Annotated in this window: 11 protein-coding genes; 1 reads left to right on the top strand and 10 read right to left on the bottom strand. The window is 65.0% G+C overall.

Annotated features, from left to right (window positions below):
• Positions 1-380 precede the first annotated feature (380 nt).
• The 10 genes from ACFQ9V_RS05790 to ACFQ9V_RS05745 all read right to left on the bottom strand — a co-directional run bounded on the left by ACFQ9V_RS05790 (position 381) and on the right by ACFQ9V_RS05745 (position 20,415).
• Positions 381-914 carry a hypothetical protein gene (locus tag ACFQ9V_RS05790; RefSeq protein WP_382458220.1) on the bottom strand — a complete coding sequence of 178 codons (534 nt, stop codon included), beginning with the start codon at positions 912-914 and terminating at the stop codon, positions 381-383.
• Entirely contained in the window at positions 911-7,042 is a 6,132-nt protein-coding gene (locus tag ACFQ9V_RS05785) for an RHS repeat-associated core domain-containing protein (RefSeq protein ID WP_382458219.1), read from the bottom strand. Before ACFQ9V_RS05785 ends, ACFQ9V_RS05790 begins: the two co-directional genes overlap by 4 nt.
• Positions 7,043-7,376: 334 nt before the next feature.
• Positions 7,377-10,205 carry a hypothetical protein gene (locus ACFQ9V_RS05780; RefSeq protein WP_382458218.1) on the bottom strand — a complete coding sequence of 943 codons (2,829 nt, stop codon included), beginning with the start codon at positions 10,203-10,205 and terminating at the stop codon, positions 7,377-7,379.
• A gap of 223 nt (positions 10,206-10,428) precedes the next feature.
• Complete coding sequence (locus ACFQ9V_RS05775; protein WP_382458217.1) at positions 10,429-11,133, bottom strand: GNAT family N-acetyltransferase; 705 nt, start codon at positions 11,131-11,133, stop codon at positions 10,429-10,431.
• A gap of 368 nt (positions 11,134-11,501) precedes the next feature.
• Positions 11,502-13,634, bottom strand: coding sequence for a beta-galactosidase (locus tag ACFQ9V_RS05770; protein WP_382458216.1), 2,133 nt, complete (start codon positions 13,632-13,634; stop codon positions 11,502-11,504).
• Positions 13,631-15,910, bottom strand: a complete 2,280-nt coding sequence (locus tag ACFQ9V_RS05765; RefSeq protein ID WP_382458423.1) for a glycoside hydrolase family 3 N-terminal domain-containing protein — start codon at positions 15,908-15,910, stop codon at positions 13,631-13,633. Before ACFQ9V_RS05765 ends, ACFQ9V_RS05770 begins: the two co-directional genes overlap by 4 nt.
• A gap of 143 nt (positions 15,911-16,053) precedes the next feature.
• Positions 16,054-17,004 (bottom strand): carbohydrate ABC transporter permease, encoded by a 951-nt coding sequence (locus ACFQ9V_RS05760; protein ID WP_382458215.1) that lies wholly within the window; start codon positions 17,002-17,004, stop codon positions 16,054-16,056.
• The gene (locus tag ACFQ9V_RS05755; RefSeq protein ID WP_382458422.1) at positions 17,004-17,921 is read right to left on the bottom strand and encodes a carbohydrate ABC transporter permease; all 918 of its coding nucleotides are present in this window, start codon (positions 17,919-17,921) and stop codon (positions 17,004-17,006) included. The genes ACFQ9V_RS05760 and ACFQ9V_RS05755 overlap by 1 nt, the downstream gene beginning before the upstream one ends.
• A 105-nt stretch (positions 17,922-18,026) precedes the next feature.
• The gene (locus ACFQ9V_RS05750) at positions 18,027-19,031 is read right to left on the bottom strand and encodes a LacI family DNA-binding transcriptional regulator (RefSeq protein ID WP_382458214.1); all 1,005 of its coding nucleotides are present in this window, start codon (positions 19,029-19,031) and stop codon (positions 18,027-18,029) included.
• A gap of 145 nt (positions 19,032-19,176) precedes the next feature.
• Positions 19,177-20,415 carry an extracellular solute-binding protein gene (locus ACFQ9V_RS05745; RefSeq protein ID WP_382458213.1) on the bottom strand — a complete coding sequence of 413 codons (1,239 nt, stop codon included), beginning with the start codon at positions 20,413-20,415 and terminating at the stop codon, positions 19,177-19,179.
• Positions 20,416-20,690: 275 nt separating this feature from the next.
• Between ACFQ9V_RS05745 and ACFQ9V_RS05740 the strand changes: the two genes are divergently transcribed.
• Positions 20,691-21,821 (top strand): Gfo/Idh/MocA family protein, encoded by a 1,131-nt coding sequence (locus ACFQ9V_RS05740; protein WP_382458212.1) that lies wholly within the window; start codon positions 20,691-20,693, stop codon positions 21,819-21,821.
• Positions 21,822-21,839 lie beyond the last annotated feature (18 nt).

The raw sequence follows: 21,839 nt of genomic DNA, 5'->3' as shown, positions 1-21,839 counted from the left end.
TCGGTCATGTCGGGAGCAGAAGCAGTGGCGGGTTTAGGGCTGCACCCACTTGGGGTCGCTCAGAGCACTTCCGAGAGCGGAATCATGTGAGCCTGCACGGTGGGCCATCTGGGAGGGCCAGTTTCACTTGGCCGGCCTATCCGAAGTCAGGGAGCGCTTCCGGGCGACCAGCGTCTCTGAACGCAATCTGCGCCCACATCGGACTACCTTGGATAGCCCTATCGGCGAAGTGCGGGCCTATCTAAGGTGCGCTACAGCCCAGTGTTGGCGCAGGCACGGTTTCTGATAATCCCCTGCAGCTGCGAAAATAATCCCCCTTGAACTAGCTCGGCGCAGTTATCCGCTTAATTGCTTGACCGTCCATTCAGTGCGTGTCGACCCTATTTATCGCGCTCACGCAGGACCGCGCCTGCTAGCTCGCGGATCTTGGCCCAGTCACTGGAACAGGCGATTGCGTCGGGAGTCCATTGAGACTGATCGCTCCTGTCGCGCAGCATCGCAAGCCAGTCATCGAGATCAGCCAGCCTGAGCATGAAGTTTCTGTCGCTCGGCGAACTCGAGAGGAGAGCTATCGCGGGTCGAAACAGTCGGTCGAACTCGATTGCCAGATCGTCTGCGCCCGAGTCCGGTCCCATCGAAGCGAGAATCTCAAGCTGCACGGTCGGGCTTGCAGCGAGGGCACGAACAGAATCTGTGAGCCTGATCAACAGCTCATCTGCGGGTTCGACGTCCTCTGGCCTCACCGAAAGCAGCGCCAGGGTGACCCCACTGGCGGGCTCAGACACTTCAACCTCTAGCCCGCCGTCCGGATAGACCTCGAGCACGTAGCCAATCGAGTCGATCGGCGCACCGCTCGATCGATACTGATCGGAGACGAACCGGACCCGGTCGTACGGTTCGATTGGCGCTGTCACTTGGCGAACCCACTGAAGGGAGTGTTCAAAGTGATCGAACCATCTCCGCGAATCATCCATCCCGAAACGAGTTCGGTTGATCGCCCAGCAGCCGCACCTTGACCTCGGAGAGTGATGCTTATGTTGATTCGTTGGCCATACTGATCTGCCTTCCCGAGCGTGTAATCGCCTGCGGCGAATTTGGTCGCGGCTTGCTGTTCGTACAGGGTGGCCAGCGATTGGCTATCGTCTGAACCGTAACCGTAAGAACGGAACACAGCGTCCTTCCCGTGGCTAGCGCCTTCCTTGAAGATATAGTCGCTGAACTTCGAAACAGGAACTGTGGCTGCAACTTCGACTGCTTCGGTGGACGCGCCAAGCCGAAGCGTAGTGGCGGCAGCTGATCCCTCATTTTGAGCTTGGAGGGCCAGCTCTTCTTCGTCCTCTGTCGCCACCGCGTCGGACGCTGGCTCCGCGTTGTCTTCGGAACTGAACGCGCCGCCTATCCCAGCCAGTCCGAGCCCGGTGCTCGTCAGGTTCGCTTCCAGGCCCTGCCGCATCGCAAGATACGAACTGATCTGGGGCGCAAGCTTCTGGATTGCGATGTCCATTTCCGCTTGCAATAGGGCTTGGGCCTGCTGGAGTTTGAAGTTGAGTCCAGCAATCGTTGTCGCAGGCCCTGTGATCAGCCGATATGCGGAGTAGTCGCTGCTCGAGTTGCCTGCGATCTGCGGGCCGGAGTGCGCTACATACGCTGCACCGTTGCCTGCCGCGCTCCCCACGGAGCCGACGCAGTTCGTGTGAAAGTTCAGTGAATCAGAGGAAGTCTGATAGCAGGCTCCGGTCGCATCACTGTCGGTGATCGGGTTGTTAGCGCTGTACGCATAACCATTTGTCTGCTGCGGATTTCTCGGGGACAGGATCGGATCCACACTCAGGAATCTCCCCAACCCCGCGTCGTACGCCCGCGCTCCCAACTGCGTCAGCCCGGCGAGCGCGTTTGTCGGCGCGTTCAGGTACCCGTGACCGCTCGTCCATGTCGCCGCAGCCCCGCGGGTGTTGCCGTACGGATCGACGTACCGCCGCATGACCGCCCCGGAGCTCGGGTTCACTTCGAGATCCTGGGTGCGGTTTGCGTCTCCAGAGGCCCACGTGACCGTGGATCCAGTTACGCCGGCGACTGTTGACCGTTCGGCGACGGGTGTCCCTTGGAAGCTGTAGGTGCGGACAGCCGTGACGGCGGTCGAACCCGAGGCGACATGCAGTTCAGTCTCGCCGAGGTAGAGGGTGCTTCCGTTTGTTGGGTCCGACTGCAATAGGAGGTTTCCGGAGGGGTCGTAGATGCTGGTCTGCGCATTCAGGCCGACCGTGACCGCGGATAGCTCTCCTGTCGGGTCGTACGTCAGCGTCTGTCCCGGTCGGGTCGTTGTATTTCCGTCGGCGTCGTATCCGTAGCTGTCGGTCGTCCCGCTGCTGCTGTGGGTGACGGACTGAACGGCGTGCGGGTTCGGGGACCCGCCCGACGGGTATGAGTAGGTGTCTGTCGTCGCTGTGCCGGTCGCGTTGGTCGGGTTCTGGGTGACCCCCGTGCGGTTGCCGGTGGCGGGGTCGATGGTGTAGCTGGTCCAGTACGGTGCGGCACCTCCGATTCCGGTTGCCGTCGGCGTCGCCGTGCAGTCTCCGGTGGTCGGCGTCCACGCCTGCGTGAGGTCGTGGAGGTAGTCGTAGCCGAAGCATTGGGTGTCGGCGCCGGCAGCTCCGCTGGTGGCGAGCTTGGTGACGTCGCCGGAGTCGTCTCGGGTGTAGGCCCTGTCGGCTTGCAGGGTGCCGTTGCCGTTCAATGCGGTGGTGTCATTGATGTCGTTGACGGCTCCGGTGGCCGCGTCGTAGCCGAACGTCGTGTAGAGCCCGGTGGTCGAGGAGCGGATGATCTGGCCGAGCTGGCCGATCGCCGTGTAGCTCACCGAGGCGTACACGGCGGAGCCGGTCACGCCTCCCGAACGCCCGTCCGCGTCGTACACCTCGCGCATACGTTCGGAGGGCAGACCACCCATCGCCGGGATGGTCCGGGTGGACGGGCTGCCGTCAGAGGTGAAAGTAGCGCTGTACGCGTAGCTAGTCGCGCCGAAGCCCGGTGCGCTGGCCGGCAGGCTAATGGTGGAGCCGGTGACGTCGTACAGACTGTCGTAGCCGGTGATGGTCGTGCTGTAGGGGGCGCCCGGCACTCCCGGCGTGGAGCCGACATAGCTCGTCGAAGAGGTCAGCTGCCCCTTTGCGACGGTGTCGTAGGTCCACGCGGCCAGTTTCGCGCCGCTCGCCGAGCCGGTGAACTCTCCCGTCTTCCGGTTCAGGTTGTCGTACGTGTACGCGAGCGTCGTTCCGCGGGCATCGGTCGTGGTGAGCAGGTTGCCACCGTCGTCGTAGGTGCTGGTCGTTGTCCCGGTGTCCGGGTCGGTAGCACTGACCTGCCGGCCCAGGAGGTCGAACTGCCATGACCACGTGTTACCGGCCGGGTCGACCATCTGCGCCATCTTGCCGACCTTGTTGTAGCCGTACGTGGTGGTCTCGGCGGATGCCGCGCCGCCCGGTGTTGCAGCGAGGTACTCGGTCAGGGAGGTCTGCTGACCCATCGAGTTCGTGATGGTCGCGGTGGGGGTGCCGCCGGCCGGTGGGGTGGTTTCGACGCGGTCGGCACCGAGGTACGCGGTGCTGGTGTGGAACCGTTCGTTGCCGTAGGAGTTCGTGGCGACTGTGATGGTGCGGCCGAAGGCGTCGTAAGTCTTGGCGGTCTGCGACCCGATTTGGCTGAGGCTCGTCGGCACGAACAGGGTCGTGGACGGGTTGGCCGAGACGGTCCAGTAGGTGTTGTCGGTGAACGCGACCCGGCCCTGGCTGTCGTAGGCGGTGTCAGCTACGTCGGTGCCTCCGCCTTCCGCATGAGTCTGTGTTTGGATCTCCTGTCCGAGTCCGTCGTAGAGGGCGTAGGTCGTGGCGGTGCCGCCTCCGTTGACGGTGTTGGTCGTGACGGCGGATGCCGCCGTCTGAGACAGCGTGTATGAGTACCCGATCGACGGGCTGGTCGGGTTCGACGCCTGCGGTCGTGTCGGCAGCCAGACCCCGATGCGACGCCCCAGCGGATCGTAGGTGGCGGTCGTCACCTTTGCGTTCGCGTCGGTCGCGGACAGCTCGGTGCCACGGGCAGGGTCGAACGTGGTTGTCGTCGTCCAGTTGAACGGCGCCTGGTTCGTCGTCGCCACGCTCGTCGTGCCACCGCTGCCGGCGCCCGCGGTCGCAGCTGGTGTGTACGTGTTGGAGGACAGATGACCGAGCGCATCCTTCACCGAGGCGACGCGGCCGAACGCGTCGTACGTGGTTGTCGTGGTCGGGATCCAGGTCGCCGCGCTCTCAGTGTTGCCGGTGAACGCCTTCGCCCTCTCGACGAGGGTCGGGTCCCCCTTCGTCGGCGCGGTGTTCCAGGTGCCGCCGTCGTACGTGGTGCGCACGTCGCTGATCACATCGTCGGGGTAGTTGGCGTTCGTCCCGCAGGGGAGGTCGACGGTGACGACTTTGGCCGGCTTACCGATGATCCAGGCGGCGCTGTTCGACGGGGCATAGCTCGTAGTCGTGCAGCTTGGGATCGCATCTGACGGAACCGTGCTCACGGTTATAGGCAAACCGGTCGTGCCGTCGTATGTCGTTGTCGTGTCGGTGCTGCGCGTGCCGTTGGTCGAGGTCGGTTGTGTCTGAAACACGTCGCCAGACCCGGTCATCCGTGCGGTCAGAGTGCCATCGTTCGCGGTAGTGTCCGAAGCCCACGGCGTAGTCACCGTGTCGGAGAGGGTGCTTCCGCCGACCCCGCCTACGGTCTTTTGCTCCCGGACTGTGCCGGCAAACCAGCGGGAATCCGGCCGTGAGGTGCTCCCGGTGACCAGAACGGACTTGGTGCCGCCCGACGGGGCTGCCCGGTCGCCGTCCATTCCCTGATAGAAGGTGTAGTCGGTGACCGCCTGCGCGGACGGCGTGTTGTGGTCACCGACTTGGACCTCCACAGTGTTGTAGCCGGCGAAGACACTCCAGGTGCGCTTGCTGTCTGGGATCAGCGGGGACGAGTCGTACCGCCACGCCGGAGTGCCGTACGAATAGTCAGTCTCCTGAGTCTGGTCGTATGCGCCTCCGGTCTCCGGGTTGGTGGTGACGGTGGTGACGACGTACTTGTGGAACAGATCCTCCTGCGCAGGCTGCGGCGGGGTGACCTGTGGCGTCCACCACTGCGGGAAGCAGCGGTTCGTGTTCGTTTGCGGGTTCGCCTCGATCGCGGCCGCGCTTGACGGGGTGCACTGTTGTGCCGAGTAGCCGACCTGAATCTTCGCGCCGAGGGCGCTCTGGATGGTGGTAACGCGGTACTTGTCGAGCGGTGCTAGTCCGTCGATGACCCACACACGGTTCTGCATCGCGACTCCGCTGAACACGGTGGGAGGCTCGGTTGCGGTCGTTGTCCCCTGGTACCCGGTGTGGGCGACCTGGGTGAGCCACAAGGCTGCGTTGGTGGTGTCGCCGGGGCTGGGGAACGAGTGGCCGAGCGTCCACACGTCGACGTTGGCGTACGCGCCCGAGACGAGTGCCTTCGTGGTCACCGTCGAGAGCATCGCCGTGCTCCAGAATGTGGGCGAGAGCAGTCCGGCGCAGGTGCCGGTGGTGCAGTTCTGGTCGAACGGCACGTCCGGGTAGGAGGTGGGGTGCGCAGCCGCTGCCGCGTTGCCGCTGATCGACTCGGCGGTGCAGTTGGCGTGGGTAGTGTCGGAGCAGCGTCCGTAGGCGTCGTAGCCGAAGACGATCCTGCCGGACGCGGCGTTGGTCGCGTAGGCGTTGCCAGTGGTGAACCCGTAGTCGATGTGATCGAGCTCGCCACCGCGAACGTAGCTGGTTGCCGTCGTCCCGTTCGCTGAGTACAGGTTCGTCTGGGTGTCGTAGTAATAGGCTTCCGCGTTGCCGTGGACGTCGACGACGTAGTCGAGGTTCCACCGCCATGCCTGCACGCATGACGAGGTGGCGAACGTGGAGTTGTGGCATGGTTCGCCCGGGTCGTTGCCGTAGACGGGTACCGTCCATGTGGAGTTTGTCGTCGGCTTGCCGCTGGCCCAGCCGGGGAGCTGGTTGAGGCCGAAGTAGTACTGGGTGCCGTCGGTGGTCGTCATCCGCCAGCAGTCCGTGTCGTACGTTCCGTTGCTGGAGCAGCCGGCGGCGCTCCCGACCAAGTGCTCGAAGCGGGTGCCGTCATCCGATTGCAACTTCCACACTCCGGTGGTGGCGTCCTTGATCAGCTGGCCAGAGTGGCCACCAACGGAGATGGTGGCGTTGTCGGTCTTCCAGCATTCGTCTCCGCTTGTGGTTACCGGTCCGGATGCTCCGTTGTCGATGGCGCACGGCACGTAGCTGCGTTCGATGAACCCGCCGCCGGCGAGGCTCCAGCCTTCGCCGATAGCGGACGGCTGGTTGTTCGTCGATCCGGTCTCCCCATCCACAGACTGGGAGTCATAGGCCAGCGCCACCGACGGTGACGGCCCGGCCGGCGTCGGCGGCACGGCCAATGGGTAGGACCAGGAGAAGTCGCCGGTTTGCGCGGACACGTCCCACGAGCTCGACGGCTTCAGGGAGGTCGCTGCGAATGACCCGGTTCCGCTCGAGGAGACGGGTGCGGCCGCCGCGGCGACCATCATCGGGGCCGCGCTGATCATCGGGGTGATAACCACGGAGCCGGTCGCCGCATCCGCGGTCGCCGGCACCGCGGTCCGAGCCTTTCCGCCAGAGGCGGCGACCTGGGACCAGACTAGACGCGACGAATAGTCGGCGCCGTAGACGCTGTCCAACTCCTTCTTGGGGATGCGGATCGCGACTCGGGCACCGGTGGTGCCCAGGTCGTCGCGGGCGACCGAGAGCGTGAACCCGCTCAGGCCCCGCTTCTTCGCCGTCGCTGAGTCGACGATGGAGACGCGGACTTTGTCGGTCGACGAGGAGATAGCGCCCTTCGTCTGCGCAACCAACGGCCCCGGTTCGATAGTGGTGGGCGCTACTGCGAGCCCGGTGTCGCCCACGGGTTGCCATGCACCGGTCGTTGACGCCACATCGCGCCCGGCCGAGCGGGTGGTCACCCGCTTCGTCGTCGTGCTCCGCGGAGTAGCCACCTCGAAGTCGCCACTACGCGGCAGTGCGGCCACAGCTGGGACGACCGAGGTCGATGAGGCGGGCGATGCGGCCTTCGTCAGCGCAGGGGCGCTGTGGCCAGGAACTGGCTTGCCCCGGTTGAGTGTGGGGATCGGTGACCCGTCCGCGGGAAGCGCGCTCAAGAGCGAGGCGACGACGGCGACAGCGCCGAGGCTGGCGGCCGCTCGGATTACCAGGCGCGGTCCGCGGTGGAAGCGGGATGAAGTCACTGGGTTCTCCTCAAGGCGCAAAGGGATGGCGTGATCGAGCGGGCTGGCGATGTCAGAGTCCGGTCGAACCCGGGTCGATGTCGGTAGCGATCTTGCCCAATTGGTTTCCGGTGGCGACGCCCTGGTAGATCGACGGATTGTTGATCAGGCCGGACCAGCCATTGACGGTCGAACCGGAGGATCGGTCCGCGCCGACGAGTAGTCCGCCTCCCGCCGGCGTCGGGGTGCCGGTGACGATGTGACTGGCGTAGGCGAAGGGTGCTGTGGTCCCGATCCAGATAGAGATGAGGCTGTTGGCGGCGTCGTACGTTCCGGTGACGAACGTGGGCTGGTTCGTCGTCGCGCCCGAGCCGAGAACGCATTGAGGATTCGTCGTCGACGGGGTGCCGGGAACACGGGTGCAGAACTGCCAGTTACCGCCCGTGATGCCGAGTGTGAAGTCCGAGTCGGCCCCACTCCCGTTCGAGAGTGCCGTGAACGTACCCGTGGTGGTGTTGGCGCCCGGAGTCAACCAGGCGGAGACAGTGAAGCTCTTGGTCGTGTTCACGACGCCGGACGCGGTGGTCGCCGTCGCCGAACCAGGGTAGGTCAGCGAGGGGCCATGCCCATCGCCATTGTCCGTCCAGACCGAAGTTGCCGCGACGGACAGATTGATCGTGGTGGTCGTGTCGGCGTCGGACACGGACGTCGGAGGGGTGCTGGTGTCGAGAAGGTCAGTCTCCCACCGGTGTCCAGCCGCGTCGGCGACGTTGGTCAGGTCCGCCTGCGCGGTAACGGATTGTGTTGCCACCGTGGTGGTGCCCTTCACGGGATTCCCGGCCGCGTCATAGGCGGTCACGGAGAGAGTGGACGCCTCGCTCGGCACCGCCATCGTCACATCCTGAGTGCCCTTGGTGGGATCCGCTGGGCACACGAATCGAACAGTTTGCACGACCGGCGCCGGCGAGCACGATGGTGCTCCGCCAGTGGCCGTCACGGGGATCGTCGGGGTTTTGCCCATCGCCCACCACAGCGCCAGCATCGCCACATGCTGTGTGCCGTTGTAGCCAATCGTCGCGGTGATCTGGGAGCCCACCGTGTAGTGGTCGCCAACGTTCAACGGTGGCATCGTGATCGTCGGAAGATCGGGACCGTCATCCAGCACCGTGAAGTAACAGTACGGGGAGAAGCCCGCGGAGAGGTCGATCCCGTCGCCGGCTCGCGCGTTCCACCGATACGCTCCCGGCGGTATTTTTCCGGCATCGAACTGCACCTGCTCTTGGCCCTGGGGTGAGGGATTCGCGGTGCCTACCGAGTACAGGATCGTGGTTCCGGTCGCCGAATAGACATAGAAGCCGTCGTTGACTCCGTATCCGGGACCGTCGGGGTCGGTTTGGGTGACCTGGAGCTTCAGCGGCTGCGTCGGACCATTGTTGACATAGACAGGCTTCAACGGGTCGGACGAGCAGGTCCGCGGGGGCGACACGAACGTCGGCAACGTGGGATTGGCCGGAGGCGTGTTGTACGTGATGATCAACTGGGCGTTCCAGTCGTAGTGCTTCCTCGTCAGCGAGTTCGATTCGTTCGCGACCCGCATTCCAAGCTGGATGTTTCCCTGCCCGTTTGCGGCGGCAGAGGTGACCGCGTGGGTCGCACTGAACCCGTCCCACGCCGGGTTCGGTGCGCACGGACCACCGTTGGCGTTCCCCTGCTGATCGTCCGCGTACCACCACTGGTTCGGCTCGGTGTTCCAAGTGAACCCGGGTGAAGTAGATCCGCCGTACTCCCACAACTGCACCAGCGTCGTGTCACAACTGTTTGCGTAGGTCTGGTGGATGTTGAAGCGCGCATTGAGGATGTGCTTGTGCGCGACGACGTCGGTCGTGAACTGGAAGAACGCGTGGGAAAGGTAGCCGACGCCGCCGGAGACGCCATAGCCGACACTGTCGGATGGTGGGTCGAGGTAGGACTGGTTCGGGTACGCACGGTCGGTGTACCAATCCGCCTGCAGATAGCTCGACCAGTCCGGGTCGACATACACCGGATATGTCGGTGTCGTCGCTGTGACGGAATTGACATCCAGCGAAACGGAGGAGCTCGTGGACGTCGTAGGAACAGCTTGCGGCTCATCGCCGCCGGGGTTGTCTGCGTTCGACAGAGCGCTGGACGAATCCCACCACAGCGGGGTCGCCGACGCGACTGGCTCAGCGCTCGCAGTCGTCTCCGCCTGCAGCGTCCTGGTCTTCACATTCTGCTGCACAGTCGCTCCCTGCACAGCCAAGGTCACGCCCGCCAGCTGCGGGTCAGCGGCAGCCTGAGCGGTCTTGACGACGAGCACCTCGGACATTCCAGCGTCGGTCGCCGTCAGGCGCAGATCCACACCCGGGAACACCTCCGGATACAGCGCGTGCGATCCGCTGACGGTCGGAATCGGGAGGTTTCCATAGGGCCATGCCTCTGAGAACCACTGGCCGGATCCCGACTGGACCTGAGCGATCTGGTTCGAACCACCGGGCCCGAACCGAACGCCCGCCGCCGCGACCTTCGGCTCGAGCCAGCCGTCACTGCGCTTCTGAAGGCTCGTGTCGATCGGTGTCCAGACCCCGTTCACCGCCGCGCGGGCAGGGACAACATCCGACTCCGCTTGCATGGTGCCGTCCGGAAGCGCCTGGACAAGCATGGTCGGCGACGACTGCGAATCCACGACGACCTTGTGCTTGTACGTGGTTGCGATCGTGGATGCGGTGGAGACGTCTGTTACGTGAGCGGCGTCTGCCGGGCCGGCGGCTGGGGTGGTGTCGGCGACAGCTGGAGCTGAACCGAGCGCTGCCAAGAAACCGATAACGGTCGCTGCCCCGGCAGCGAACGCGACAAACTTGCTTGCAGCTGATTTCGGCCGCACGGCTCCCCCATTTTCTCGCTTGGCGGGTGGATCCCCCGAACGGCTTCCGATCCGCGCAGCAATCGAAAACTAAGCGCTAGCGAAACCGGACAACAAGTATGTGCGGCTGAGAAAACTTACAGAATGCACTTACTTGACTACCCCAAAATGGGCGTCAAGGGACTCGCTCTCGAGGTCGTCGCCGATGTTGCGGATAGTGGTGATGTAGGTTTGGTTCCCTTGTTCAACGCGCCGCCGAGCGCGCGCTTCGCAACTGCTCTCTAACCGCGTGGCGGACTCCCCCGGTCAGCCAGGCCGGTACGGTCTGACTGTCGAATGCGTCGACGATGGCTTGTGTCGGCTCTTCTTCGCCGTACTCGGTCACGAATGTCATGCCGTCATCTTCGGCCATGCGTGCCGCGTGCGGGTACCCTGTTTCGGTTTCTACACGCATCAGGTTCGTAGCTGTCCGGCGTGGGCGTTTCTTCTCTGGTATCCGTGCGTCGACGGCCCGTTCAATCCACACGAGTCCTTGCCGGTCTTCGGTGACCTCCCATCCCGAAGCTCGGTAGAAGGGCACCGATTCGGCCGTTATCTTGGCGACGATGTGCCGGAAGTCTTTGCGCCGCGCATCGAGTACGAGCCGGGTCAAAAGGGTGAGACCGATCCCTTGTCGCCGATAACTGGGAAGCGTCGCAAGTTGACGGACCTCGAACGTTGTACCGCTGAGGTAGGTTCCATCGTCGGATGGGAGCGGCTGACCGAACGTGTATCCGACGAGTTCGCCGTTGTCGCGGGCAACCCATCCAGGGTAGTTCGGTCGCGCCTCCTTGTTGGTGAGAGCGAATCGGAAAGCCCCCGCTTCTGTTGACTCCGCGAAAGTCGCCGAAGCGAATGCAACAACATCGTCGATGTCGGATTCGCTGATCCTGGTGTACTCGACGGCCATCAGCGGTTGCCGCGCATAGAGAGGTCGCCGGCGCTCCTGCCGGCTGACTGGAAGGATCTCATGTCGTCTCTTGTCTCTCTCTTCGCCCGCCGCGAGTATGTGTTCTTTGACGAGTGGTCGCCAGGCGGTTCGTCCGTCGTCGTGGTGCGCGGCTCCCGTTCGAAGGTTGTCGCACGCTACCGGGAAGCCCGGATCCGTCGTCGCATTCTCGGCACGCCGAAGCGATTGCCGGCCCACGCACATTGATCACTGTCGGACGCCGACCTCTTGCGGTAAGTAGTGGGCGCATCCCAGCCAATGCCGGACCCGCAGAAGGACCCCCCGTGACCACTATCGATGAGATTCTCGTCGCCGAAAACGACGCGATCTCATCGAGCGTCGGACGTTGGCCGCACCTCCTGGAGGACTTCGCAGCCCCAGGGACCAAGTGTCAGTTCGCGCACGACGGGAGACCCGGTGCCGGCGTTGACTAGCGCAGGATTGGATGGCACTGGAACGGATACGTCCCGCCAACTGCAGTTGGCGATGAACCAGGTGCGGGTGTTGTCCTGATGACGCACGCTGGTCACATGGATGCTCTCCGCCCTATCGGCCCAAAGGTCTGCTGCCGGCTCAACTCCACGTTCGGTCAGCGCCCATCGCACAATGGCTGACATTGACTTCTTGTCGGGAAGGACCCCGAGCCAGGTCATGCGTCCGGCGCCAACCTGGTTGGTTGTGATCGCTGCGTAGCCGCCCAAGTGCGGGCTACCTACAGTGGCGAGTGTTTCAGCGCCCTCCGGGACGAGGAGATCCATCCAAGCTTCCGCTACGGCACCCTGCGGAAGATTCAGTACGTCCTTCCCGCCTGCGTGTGCCGGTACCAAGTTGGGAGTGCCGATGAGAGAGGACGACTCCTGGTAGGACGCACCAACTGCGCGGCGCAGCAGACCGGGTGCAGGTTCCCACCGAGCTCGGACCCACTCATCGCTGTATCCGCTTCGAAACGTCAGAACAACGTGATGTCCGCTTTCTGCGTGCTCCACGAGACGCTTGAGTAGGGCGTCATCGGCCACGTAGAGAGCCGGGACGAGAAGGACCTGTTCGCCTGACCAGTCTGAGTCGGGGTGAACCACGCGGAGTTGCACGCCATCGTCGACTGCAGCGTCGTACATCCGCATGAAAACCCGATGGTAGCTGTGAGAGTCGGGGTTTGCTGTGCCCGGCACAAGCAGCACAGGATCGAACTCGAGCGCGAGAAGGGAATCGCGGGAGTAGAGCACAGCTGCATCCGCGTCCGGGACGGCGTCGCCGAGCGCCGGGGCAAGACGAGAAAGCTCGTGACCGAGGGAAGCGACCTCCTCGTACACGCGCCCGGGGCGTAGATCATGACCGAGCACCCCACCCCAGAACGTCTCCGACCCGTAGTGCAGGGTGTGCCAATGCCAATAGGAGAGCAGGTCTGCGCCGCGCGAGGCGAACAGGTGGGCCATCTGGCGCAGCTGGCCGGGGAACGGCGGGGTCTGGTTGGCCTGCGCGCCGATCGAGCCCGCCTGCGCTTCCGTTATTGCGAACGCCGATCCGCGCGGCCCACGGAGGCTGTACGCGAGGTCGGCCTTCCACTGCGGTACCGAAGGGCCGGCGTCCTGCAGCCACCACGGGGCGAGGCCGGTCGTCTCCGCCGCGGGAGCGGCCGGACGCTCGAGAGCACGTTGCATCGGGAAGTACACGTTCACGGCGGTGTGATCGAGTGTCTCGGCAATCGGTCTCATTGCCGTGCTGCCCAGGCTGTCACCGCCAACCGTGTCGTGCAGTACAAAGCGGTCCTCCGCGATGTGTTCGCGCAATAGGTCCCGCTGCCAGGAGAGGAATTCCACTGTGAGACCGGCCTGGAACCGCGCCCACTCGAGCGCATAGCCCGGGTTGGTGTTCCCTTCCGGCCCCCACAGGTCGTCCATCGTGGTCAGCCGATGGCTCCAGTAGGTAAGCCCCCACTTCTCGTTGACGCCCTCCACACCCCCGAGCCGCTCTGCGACGTGCTTTCTGAAGCGCTCGACGACGGCGTCCCCCGCCAGTCTGTGCACACCGATCTCGTTGTCGACCTGGAAGCCGACCACTCCGGGTCGGTGGCCGAAGGCGTCGCCCATCGCCCGGACGATGCGCTCCGCGTACCGGCGGAAGACCGGATTCGTGAAGTCGACGTTCTGCCGATCCCCAAATGGCAGCGGGCGGCCGTCAGTACGCACGGCCATCACTTCGGGATGGGCGCGGGCGAGCCACGACGGGATGGCGTAGGTGGGTGTTCCGACGATCACCTCCAGCCCGCGCTCGTGGGCGGCGTCGACGACGCGTTCGAGTGCGGCGAAGGAGATCTCGCCGTCGGCCGGTTCGTACGAGGCCCAGGTGGACTCGCCGACTCGGATGGTGGTGAGTCCGGCCGCGACCATGAGGTCGAGGTCGGTCGCCAGGCGTTCGTACGGTTGGTACTCGTGGTAGTAGCTCGCTCCAAACCGCACGGTCACACCGTGGACGTGACGGCGCCGAGGAGGCGCTCCACCGCGACACCGGTGACGAGCTCGCGCGCCGGGCCGGTCTCGCGCAGGTCACCGCCGAGCACGATCGCCTCCGACAGCCCCTGGGCCGTCGCGGAAGACGCAACGGTGAAAACGAATTCTCCCGGCTCTACCTGCCAGCGGAGGCTCCGTCCGACCAGCGCGAGACGGTCGGCCGGAACGGCGAACGTGACCCGCGCGCTCTCGCCCGGCGCCACCTCGACGCGCGCCCAGCCCACGAGCTGACGCAGCGGCCTCGTGACCGAGGCGGCGGTGTCGCGCACGTAGAGCTGCACGACGTCGGCGCCGGCGCTATCGCCGGTGTTCTCGACGCGGCACGAGACGGTGATGGTCGAGGAGGTGTCCGCAGGCGCGGTGACCTCGACCTCCAGATCGCTGTGGCGGAAGGTCGTGTACGACAGTCCGTGGCCGAACGGGAACGCCGGCGCTGGATCGATGTTCGACACCGGGTTCGCGCCGCCGAGCCGCGGGTGCCGGTAGCTGTACGGCTGGCCGCCGGCGTTCTTCGGCATGCTGACCGGGAGGCGGCCGCTCGGGTTGACGCGGCCGCTGAGCACGCCGGCGACCGCCGCTCCGCCCTCCTCACCCGGGAAGAACGCCTGGACGAGCGCTGCAGCGGAGTCCGCCCACTGGGCGACGGGATACGGCCGGCCGGTGACAAGCACGACGATGACGGGCGTGCCTGTCGCGATCAGGGCGTCGACCAGCTCGCGCTGGCGGCCGGGGAGTTCGAGATCTTCCGTGTCGCTGCCCTCGCCGACGGTGCCGCGGCCGAAGAGCCCGGCGCGGTCCCCGACGACGGCGACGCAGACGTCCGCCGCGCGGGCCGAGGCCACCGCAGCGGCGATGCCGAGCGCGGCATCTTCGTCCGTCTGCTCGTCAGCGCGGACGGTCGTGCCCGGCGCGAAGGTCACCCGTCCGGCCGGGAACTCCTGCCGGATCCGCTCGAGTACGGTGGGGAGCTCAATTCCGAGCGGTGTCTCCGCTGGAACCTCGACGTGGTTCGTAAACGAGTAGTTGCCGAGCAGCGCCTCGCCGGCATCCGCGTTCGGCCCGACCACTGCAATCGAGGTTGACGGCGCAAGCGGCAGGACGCCACGTTCGTTCGTCAGGAGGACAACCGACTGCTCACCGAGTTCTGCGGCGATCGCGCGGGCGACGGGCGGATCGAGGTCGATGGGAGCGGGCTCAACGCGAGGGTCGAACACGCCGAGTCGTACCTTCTGCTCCAGGATCCGGCGCACCGATCGGTCCACCTCGGACTCGGGGATGCGGCCCTCAAGAACCGCCTGGGCCAATGGCTCCAGGTAATCGTTGCCGGTCGGCAGCTCGACATCGACGCCCGCCTTCAGGGCCAGGATCGCGGCCTCGACATGGTCGGCGGCCACGTCATGAAGGTTGCGCAAGAAGGCGACCCCGAAGTAGTCGGCGACGACGGTGCCCTCGAACCCCCACGAGTCGCGCAGTAGGCCGGTGAGCAGCTCAGGGTCGGCGGCAACCGGTACACCGTCGATCTCGGCGTAGGAGTGCATGACCGCCTCGGGTCGGGCCAGCCGGACCGCCATTTCGAACGGCACCGAGAAGATCTCGAGCACCTCGCGGCGTCCCGCGTGGACCGGGGCCAGGTTGCGCCCGGCTTGCGACGCGGAGTAGCCGAGGAAGTGCTTGAGCGTCGCGCCGACGCCGGCGGACTGGACCCCCTGCACGTAGCGCGATCCGATGGCGCCGATCAGATACGGGTCCTCGCCGATGCACTCTTCGACCCGGCCCCAGCGTGGGTCGCGGACGACGTCGAGGACGGGCGCGAGGCCGAGGTGGATGCCAAGCGACCGCATCGAATGGCCGATCTGCTCACCCATCCGGCCGACTAGGTCGGGGTTCCAGGTCGCTCCCCAGGCGAGCGCGGTGGGATACGTCGTCGCCCCGTAGAGCTGCAACCCGGTCAGGATCTCCTCGTGCACCAGGGCTGGGATGGCGAACCGGCTGTTCGACTCGATCGCCTGCTGCACGCGTTCCACCGAGCGGAGCATGCGCTCGATGCCCGTGACCTGGCTGCCTAGGGGTCGCGTCAGCTGTCCGACGCCGTTTCGAACGAACGTCTCGAAGTCGTCGACTTTGGCGATCATCTCGTGCTGCATGGGTGCGATGTCGCCGCCCTCGCCTGCGGAGTCGTCGAGCTGGAGCCAGAGTCCGACGAGTTGCGCGAGCTTCTCGTCGAGCGTCATGTCGGCGATGATCCGCTCGACATCGACGGCAGCGGGTCGAAGGGTGTGGGGTGCGGTGGACTGGTGCGCGGGGTCGCGCTGATCGTGAACGGTCACGGCTCTCCTCAGATGGGTTCGTTCGAGTCGGGGTGGTCGGCTGTCGCTCAGCCCTTGACCGCGCCCTCCATGATCCCGGCGACGAGCTGACGCCCGGCGAGCAGGAACAGGAGGAGCAGGGGAATGGTGGCGAGCACCGACCCGGTCATCACGGTCGAGTAGTCGATCGTGTACTGGGTACGCAGCTGCTGGATGGCGACCTGCGACGTGAAGTTGTCGGGGGTGTTCAGGATGACAAGCGGCCAGAGGAAGTCGTTCCAGGCCGACATCGCTGCAAACAGACCGAAAACGGCCGCGGACCCCCGGATGTTCGGGAGCACGATTGACCAGAAGACCCGGAACGTCGATGCGCCGTCGACCTTGCCGGCCTCCACCAACTCGTCCGGAATGGAGCCGACGATGACCTGCCGCATCCAGAACACCCCGAACGCGGACACTGCTCCCGGCACGATGAGCGCCTGCAGGGTGTCCACCCAGCCGAGGCTGGACATGATCATGTACATCGGGACGAGCCCTAGCTGACCCGGGATCGCCATCGTGGCGACAACCGCGACGAACAGCCAGTTGCGTCCGCGGAACTGCAGCTTCGCGAAGGCGAAGCCCGCGAGGCTGCAGAAGAAGATCTGAAGCAGGGCGACGCTGACGGCAACGATCGCGCTGTTGATGAGCGAGCGGCCGAACGGGACCGTGCCGTTGATGATGTCCAGGTTCTTTAGAAAGTTGCCTCCAGGGGTGAAAACCGGAGGGAACTGCGACACCGCCGAACTGCTGTTGGAGCCGACGACGAACATCCAGTACAGCGGTGCAAGTGCGAGCAGCACGGCCACCACGAGCACGCTGTACGTGAACCACGAGACGCGGCGGCTTTTGCGCAGGGAACCGACCTTGCGGTCTCGTGCCGTTCGGTCGGCCTTTGCCGCGGAGCGGGAGACGGGTCGACGTGCCCGCGTGCGGTCGTCGCCCCGCTCGGTCTGCGGTCGGGTGGAGGTCGTGGTCATCATGAGCTCCTAATCAGCCGGGCGAGCGCGAAGTTCACCAGTGCGAGCATCAGCACCACGAACAGCAGCGCCATCGCGATCGCTGATGCGTATCCGAATTTGAAGGAGTTGAACGCCTGTCCGTAAAGGAGGAGCGTCATGGTGAGACCCTGCCCGTTGCTGCCGCCGGTCGGTGACGTGAACAGCAGCGGTTCGGTGAAGATCTGGAGGCCGCCTACGGTGGAGGTGACGACGGTGAACAGGACGGTCGGCCGGATCATCGGCAGCGTGACCTGCGTGAAGGTCTTCCAGCGGCCTGCGCCGTCGATCTCGGCTGACTCGTAGAGCGAGTCCGGAACTGCCTGCATGGCGGCCAAGTAGATGAGGGCGTTGTAGCCGGTCCACCGCCAGATCACCATCAATGCGATGACCGACTGGGTGGTCCATGCATTGGCCCCCCAATCGATCGGGGGAAGGCCCAGACTGTGAAGCGCCCAGGCGATGGGGCCGTAGTCGCGGCCGAAGATCGAGCTGAAAACCAGTGTCACGGCGACGAGCGGGGTGACGTTGGGCACCAGCAGCGCCATCCGCCAGAACGTCTTCACCTTCAGGCTGCGGTTGTTCAGCGCCGTCGCTATCACAAGGGCCAGAACGAGGCCGGGGATGGTTGAGAGCAGGAAGATCGAGAAAGTGTTTCCGAGAGCTTTCCAGAACCGTGGGTCGGCCAGCATCGCCTGGTAGTTACCAAGCCCGACGAAGGGGTGATCGGTTTCCAAGGGTGCCCAGTTGTGGAGCGAGACCCAGGCGGTATAGATCAGCGGGCCCAGCCCGAATGCGAGGAACAGCAAGAAGAACGGGGCGATGTAAACGTACGGCGCCATCCGCTCCCGGAGGCTGACCCGGCGTCCGCGCAGGAGCACGGGGCGGGCAACGGTCATCGTTGACACGAGCAAGTCCTTTCGGTCGCCGGCGCGGCAGCACCGGCTCAACGAGAGTCCCAAATCGGGAAGGACTTGTCAAGACTTTCGCGAAAGTTGCTTGCGTTAGTTTCTTGTGAATGGCGCGGTGCTCTGACGCACCACCATCTCGGTCGCGAGCTCGACAGCCGCGGATACGCGAACACCGTCGATCATCTGGCGGAGGATTCGCACCGACTCGCGTGCGGTGTCGTCGATTGGCTCGTGCACGGTCGTGAGTGGAGGGGACGCCCACTGGGCGATCGGCACGTCATTGAAGCCGACGACGCTGAGGTCCTCGGGGATGCGCAGGCCGTTGATTCTGGCAGCTTCATAGACGCCGAGCGCTTGTTCATCGGAGGCTGCAAAGATCGCGGACGGCGGTGTCGGCAGTGCGAGGACGCGTTCGGCACCGTCACGGCCGCCTTCGTAGCCGAATTCAGTTTCGACAAGGTAGTCATCGGGGACGGAGATTCCGGCCGAGGAGAGCGCTGCACGGTACCCGTCGACACGTGCACGGCTGAACACCAGGTCGAGCGGTCCACTGACCATTGCGATTCGGCGATGCCCGAGGTTGACGAGGTGTTCGGTGGCCGCCCAGGCGCCCCGCCAGTGCGTGATTCCAACAGTGGGAACGTCGGTCGACTGCATTACTCGAGGGTCGATGACGACGAAGGGGACGCCGAGATCCTCCATACGCGCCTTCTGCGTTGCCGACATCTCGACGACTCCGAAAACGACGCCGTCGACGGCGCGCGCGGCGATGAGGTCGATCCAGCTTTCATCGACGCTGCTACGCATGCGGGTGAGGATCATCCCGAGCCCGCTGGAGTGTGCGGCTTCTTCCAGTGCGCCGACAAGCGCGACAGACCACGGGCTGGTCAGCTCGCCCAGGACGACAGCGATCATGCCGGTGGTGGTCGGCCGACGCGGTGTGTACTCATGCTGCTCGAGCAGGGCCGCGATTCGAGCGCGGGTCGTTGCCGAGACGCCCGGCCTGTCGTTGAGAACCTTCGACACCGTGGGGACGGACACCCCGGCGGCAACCGCGATGTCGGCGATCGTGACCCGGTCAGTCGATGCGGTACTCATGGTGCTCCCCTCGCGCATGCCCCGGAGGCGGGACAGACTCACCTTAGAACCTTCGAGAAACTTTCGCGACACGAACTGGAGCCCCGACGGCCCCCCGACCGCGGGCGGGGGAACCGCAGTCGGGAGGCCGAAGGAGTTTCAGATGCTAGCCGTTGGCCGCTTCTCGTTTCGCGTCCGATAGCGTTTGCTGCCAGGAGGCGTCACCGCTTTGCTGGCCCTGGTCCACGCGGCCGAGACCGTTCTCGAACTGGTTCTCGATTGCACGGTCCTTCGGCCCGACCGGGTGGCCGTGGTACGCCTTCACGCTGTCGACGTAGATCTGGCCGGCGGGGGCGTCGCTGAAGAACGAGTCCTTGTAGCTCGTCACGACGGGGTTCGTGTAGAGCGACGGGACGGCCGGGAAGTCGGCGGTGTCCTTGAACAGTGAGAGCTGCTGCTCCGGCGCCTCCAGCCACTTGATGAACTCGTACGCCTCCTTCGGGTGGGCGGCGTGCTTGGGCACCACCAGGAAGGAGCCGCCGTCGTTCCCTGCAGCGCCGGGCAGGGTGGCGATGTTCCACTTGCCGGCGGTGGCGGGAGCCTGCTGTTTGATCGACAGCAGCATCCACGCTGGCGCGATCAGCGTGGAGATCCCGCCGTCGGCGAGGGCCGCGTTCCACTGCGGGGAGTACGTGGGGACGTTGGCCGAGAGACCGGCGCCGATGGCGTCCACCCCGTACTGCCAGGACTGCTTGATGGCCGGGTTCGTCGCGTAGACGAGCTTGCCGTCCTTGTCGGTGTACTTGAGGTCGGCCTGGTTCGACGCCGCACGGAAGATGGCCTTGCCGCTGTCGATGAACTTCTTGCCTGTGGCCGCGACGTACTTCTTGCCGGTGGCGATGTAGTCGTTCCACGTGGGCCAGAGCGCGCTCACAGCCTTGGGGTCGGTCGGCAACCCGGCGGCCTGGAACAGGTCCGTGCGGTACGCGACGGCCATCCCACCGACGTCGGTGGGGATTCCGACGACCGTGCCGTCCTTGGCCACACCGCCGCTCCACCGCCAGTCGAGGTAGTCGCTCTTGATGTCGTTCGCGCCGAGCGTGCGCAGGTCGGTGAACGCCTGCGGGGTGGCGGTGAACTCGGCCATGTAGTCGATGGCGATCTGGCCGATGTCCGGGCCCTTGCCCGCGCTCAGCGCGGTGAGCAGGGTTTGGTGCGCGGCGTCGTAGTCACCGATCTTCTGCTGGATCTTGATGTTCGGGTGGAGCTTCTCGTACTGCTCGACCTGCGGCTTGTACAGCGACGAGAACCCCCAAAAGTTGAGGGTGATCGGACCGGACGACTCGCCACTGCTGCCGGAGCAGCCGCTGAGGACCATGAGGCCGGCGGAGACGATCGCGATCAAGGCAGCTCTCTTAGGTGCCTTCATGGGAAACAGACCTCCAAATAGGGAAGAGCTCGTTCTCTTCGCAATGAGCGTGACTTGCGTTTGTGCTTTTGTCAATACTTTCTAGAAAGTTACTTCTGGCATTTTCTCAGTCTCAGCCGCGTCTTTTGGGCGATTTTCCATACGCCCGCTGCGTATCAGGCACGAGTTTCGAAACTGTGGCCAACAGTGCGTTGACTCCGGAGGAGCTCTGCTCGTACTCTGACATAGAAAGTTTCGCGAAAGGGTATCTAATGGCACGAGTCTTCCTCATCGGTGCGGGAGCGATCTCCAGACATCACGCCGCCGCGGCATACGACCGCAGCGTCATCAATGAACCGGTGGAGGTGCACGTCACGGACACGAACGCGGCAACCCTCCAATCGTTCGTGGAACAGTTCCCTGACGCGATCGTTCACCGGGACATCGCCGCGCTTCTGAGCGGCCCGCGGGAATCTGATGACATTGCGGTCATCGCCACTCCCCCGTTCACCCACTTCGAACTGGCCTCCGACGCCCTCGCCGCAGGTTTCCATGTCCTCTGCGAGAAGCCGCTGGTGTTGACCGCTACCGAAGCCACACTTCTGGCTGCGCGGGCGAACGCGGCAGGCCGCGCGCTGGAGGGCTGCGATTCGCGGTTCCGTTCTGTAGCAACGACTCAGCGCGTGCGTGCGTTGCTGGCGGAGGCGAGCCTTGGCGAGGTTTACCACGCTGAGTTCATCAATCGCTCGCAGCGTTCGCGTAGCGGGTACGAGTTCCAGAGCGAGTCGAGCTGGTTCCGGGATCCGTCGCTCAGCGGCGGTGGGGTGATGATGGACTGGGGTCCGTACGATATCGCGGTACTGGATGAGATCTTCGAACCGATGGCGGTTGAGATCCGTGACGCTTGGTCGGGTCGCCCGCACACCGGCGGCAGGTTCGAGGCGGACTCGGACCGTGCAGAGCAGCACATCGGCGCAACCTTCCGGCTCACGTTGGCTGACCGGTCTGTGGTGGACCTGTCGTACGAACGGGCCGCAGCAACGCACGGGTCGGAGCGGACGTCGGTGGAGATCACTGGCACTGCTGGGGCGGTGTCGTGGGATTGGCTGGACTGGGAAGGCGACGCCGTCCACGTGAGCTCGGACCTCGAAGGCGCTCTCGTGACAGAGACAGAACACCTTCCGACCTCAGGGCCGGTGTTCCACGCCCGTCCGCTCGCAGAGTTCCATTCGGTGTTGGAGGCCGGCGCTGACCCGCGCACTCGGACCGCTCGAACCCTTTTCGTATTCAGGTGGCTGCGTGCCGTGGTCGAAGCCGCCGAGACTTCGGAGCCGAAACTGGTCGAGTATCCCGCTGTCCCGCGGCCGACACGGTTCGAGGCTGAGACGGCCGGCGTCCTCTGATGGCGCACACGCTTGTCG

It is taken from the genome of Leifsonia sp. NPDC056665 (assembly GCF_042791795.1).
Taxonomy (GTDB): domain Bacteria; phylum Actinomycetota; class Actinomycetes; order Actinomycetales; family Microbacteriaceae; genus Leifsonia.
Note: the sequence above shows the minus strand (reverse complement) of the source record. Positions and strands in the feature narration are given on the sequence as shown.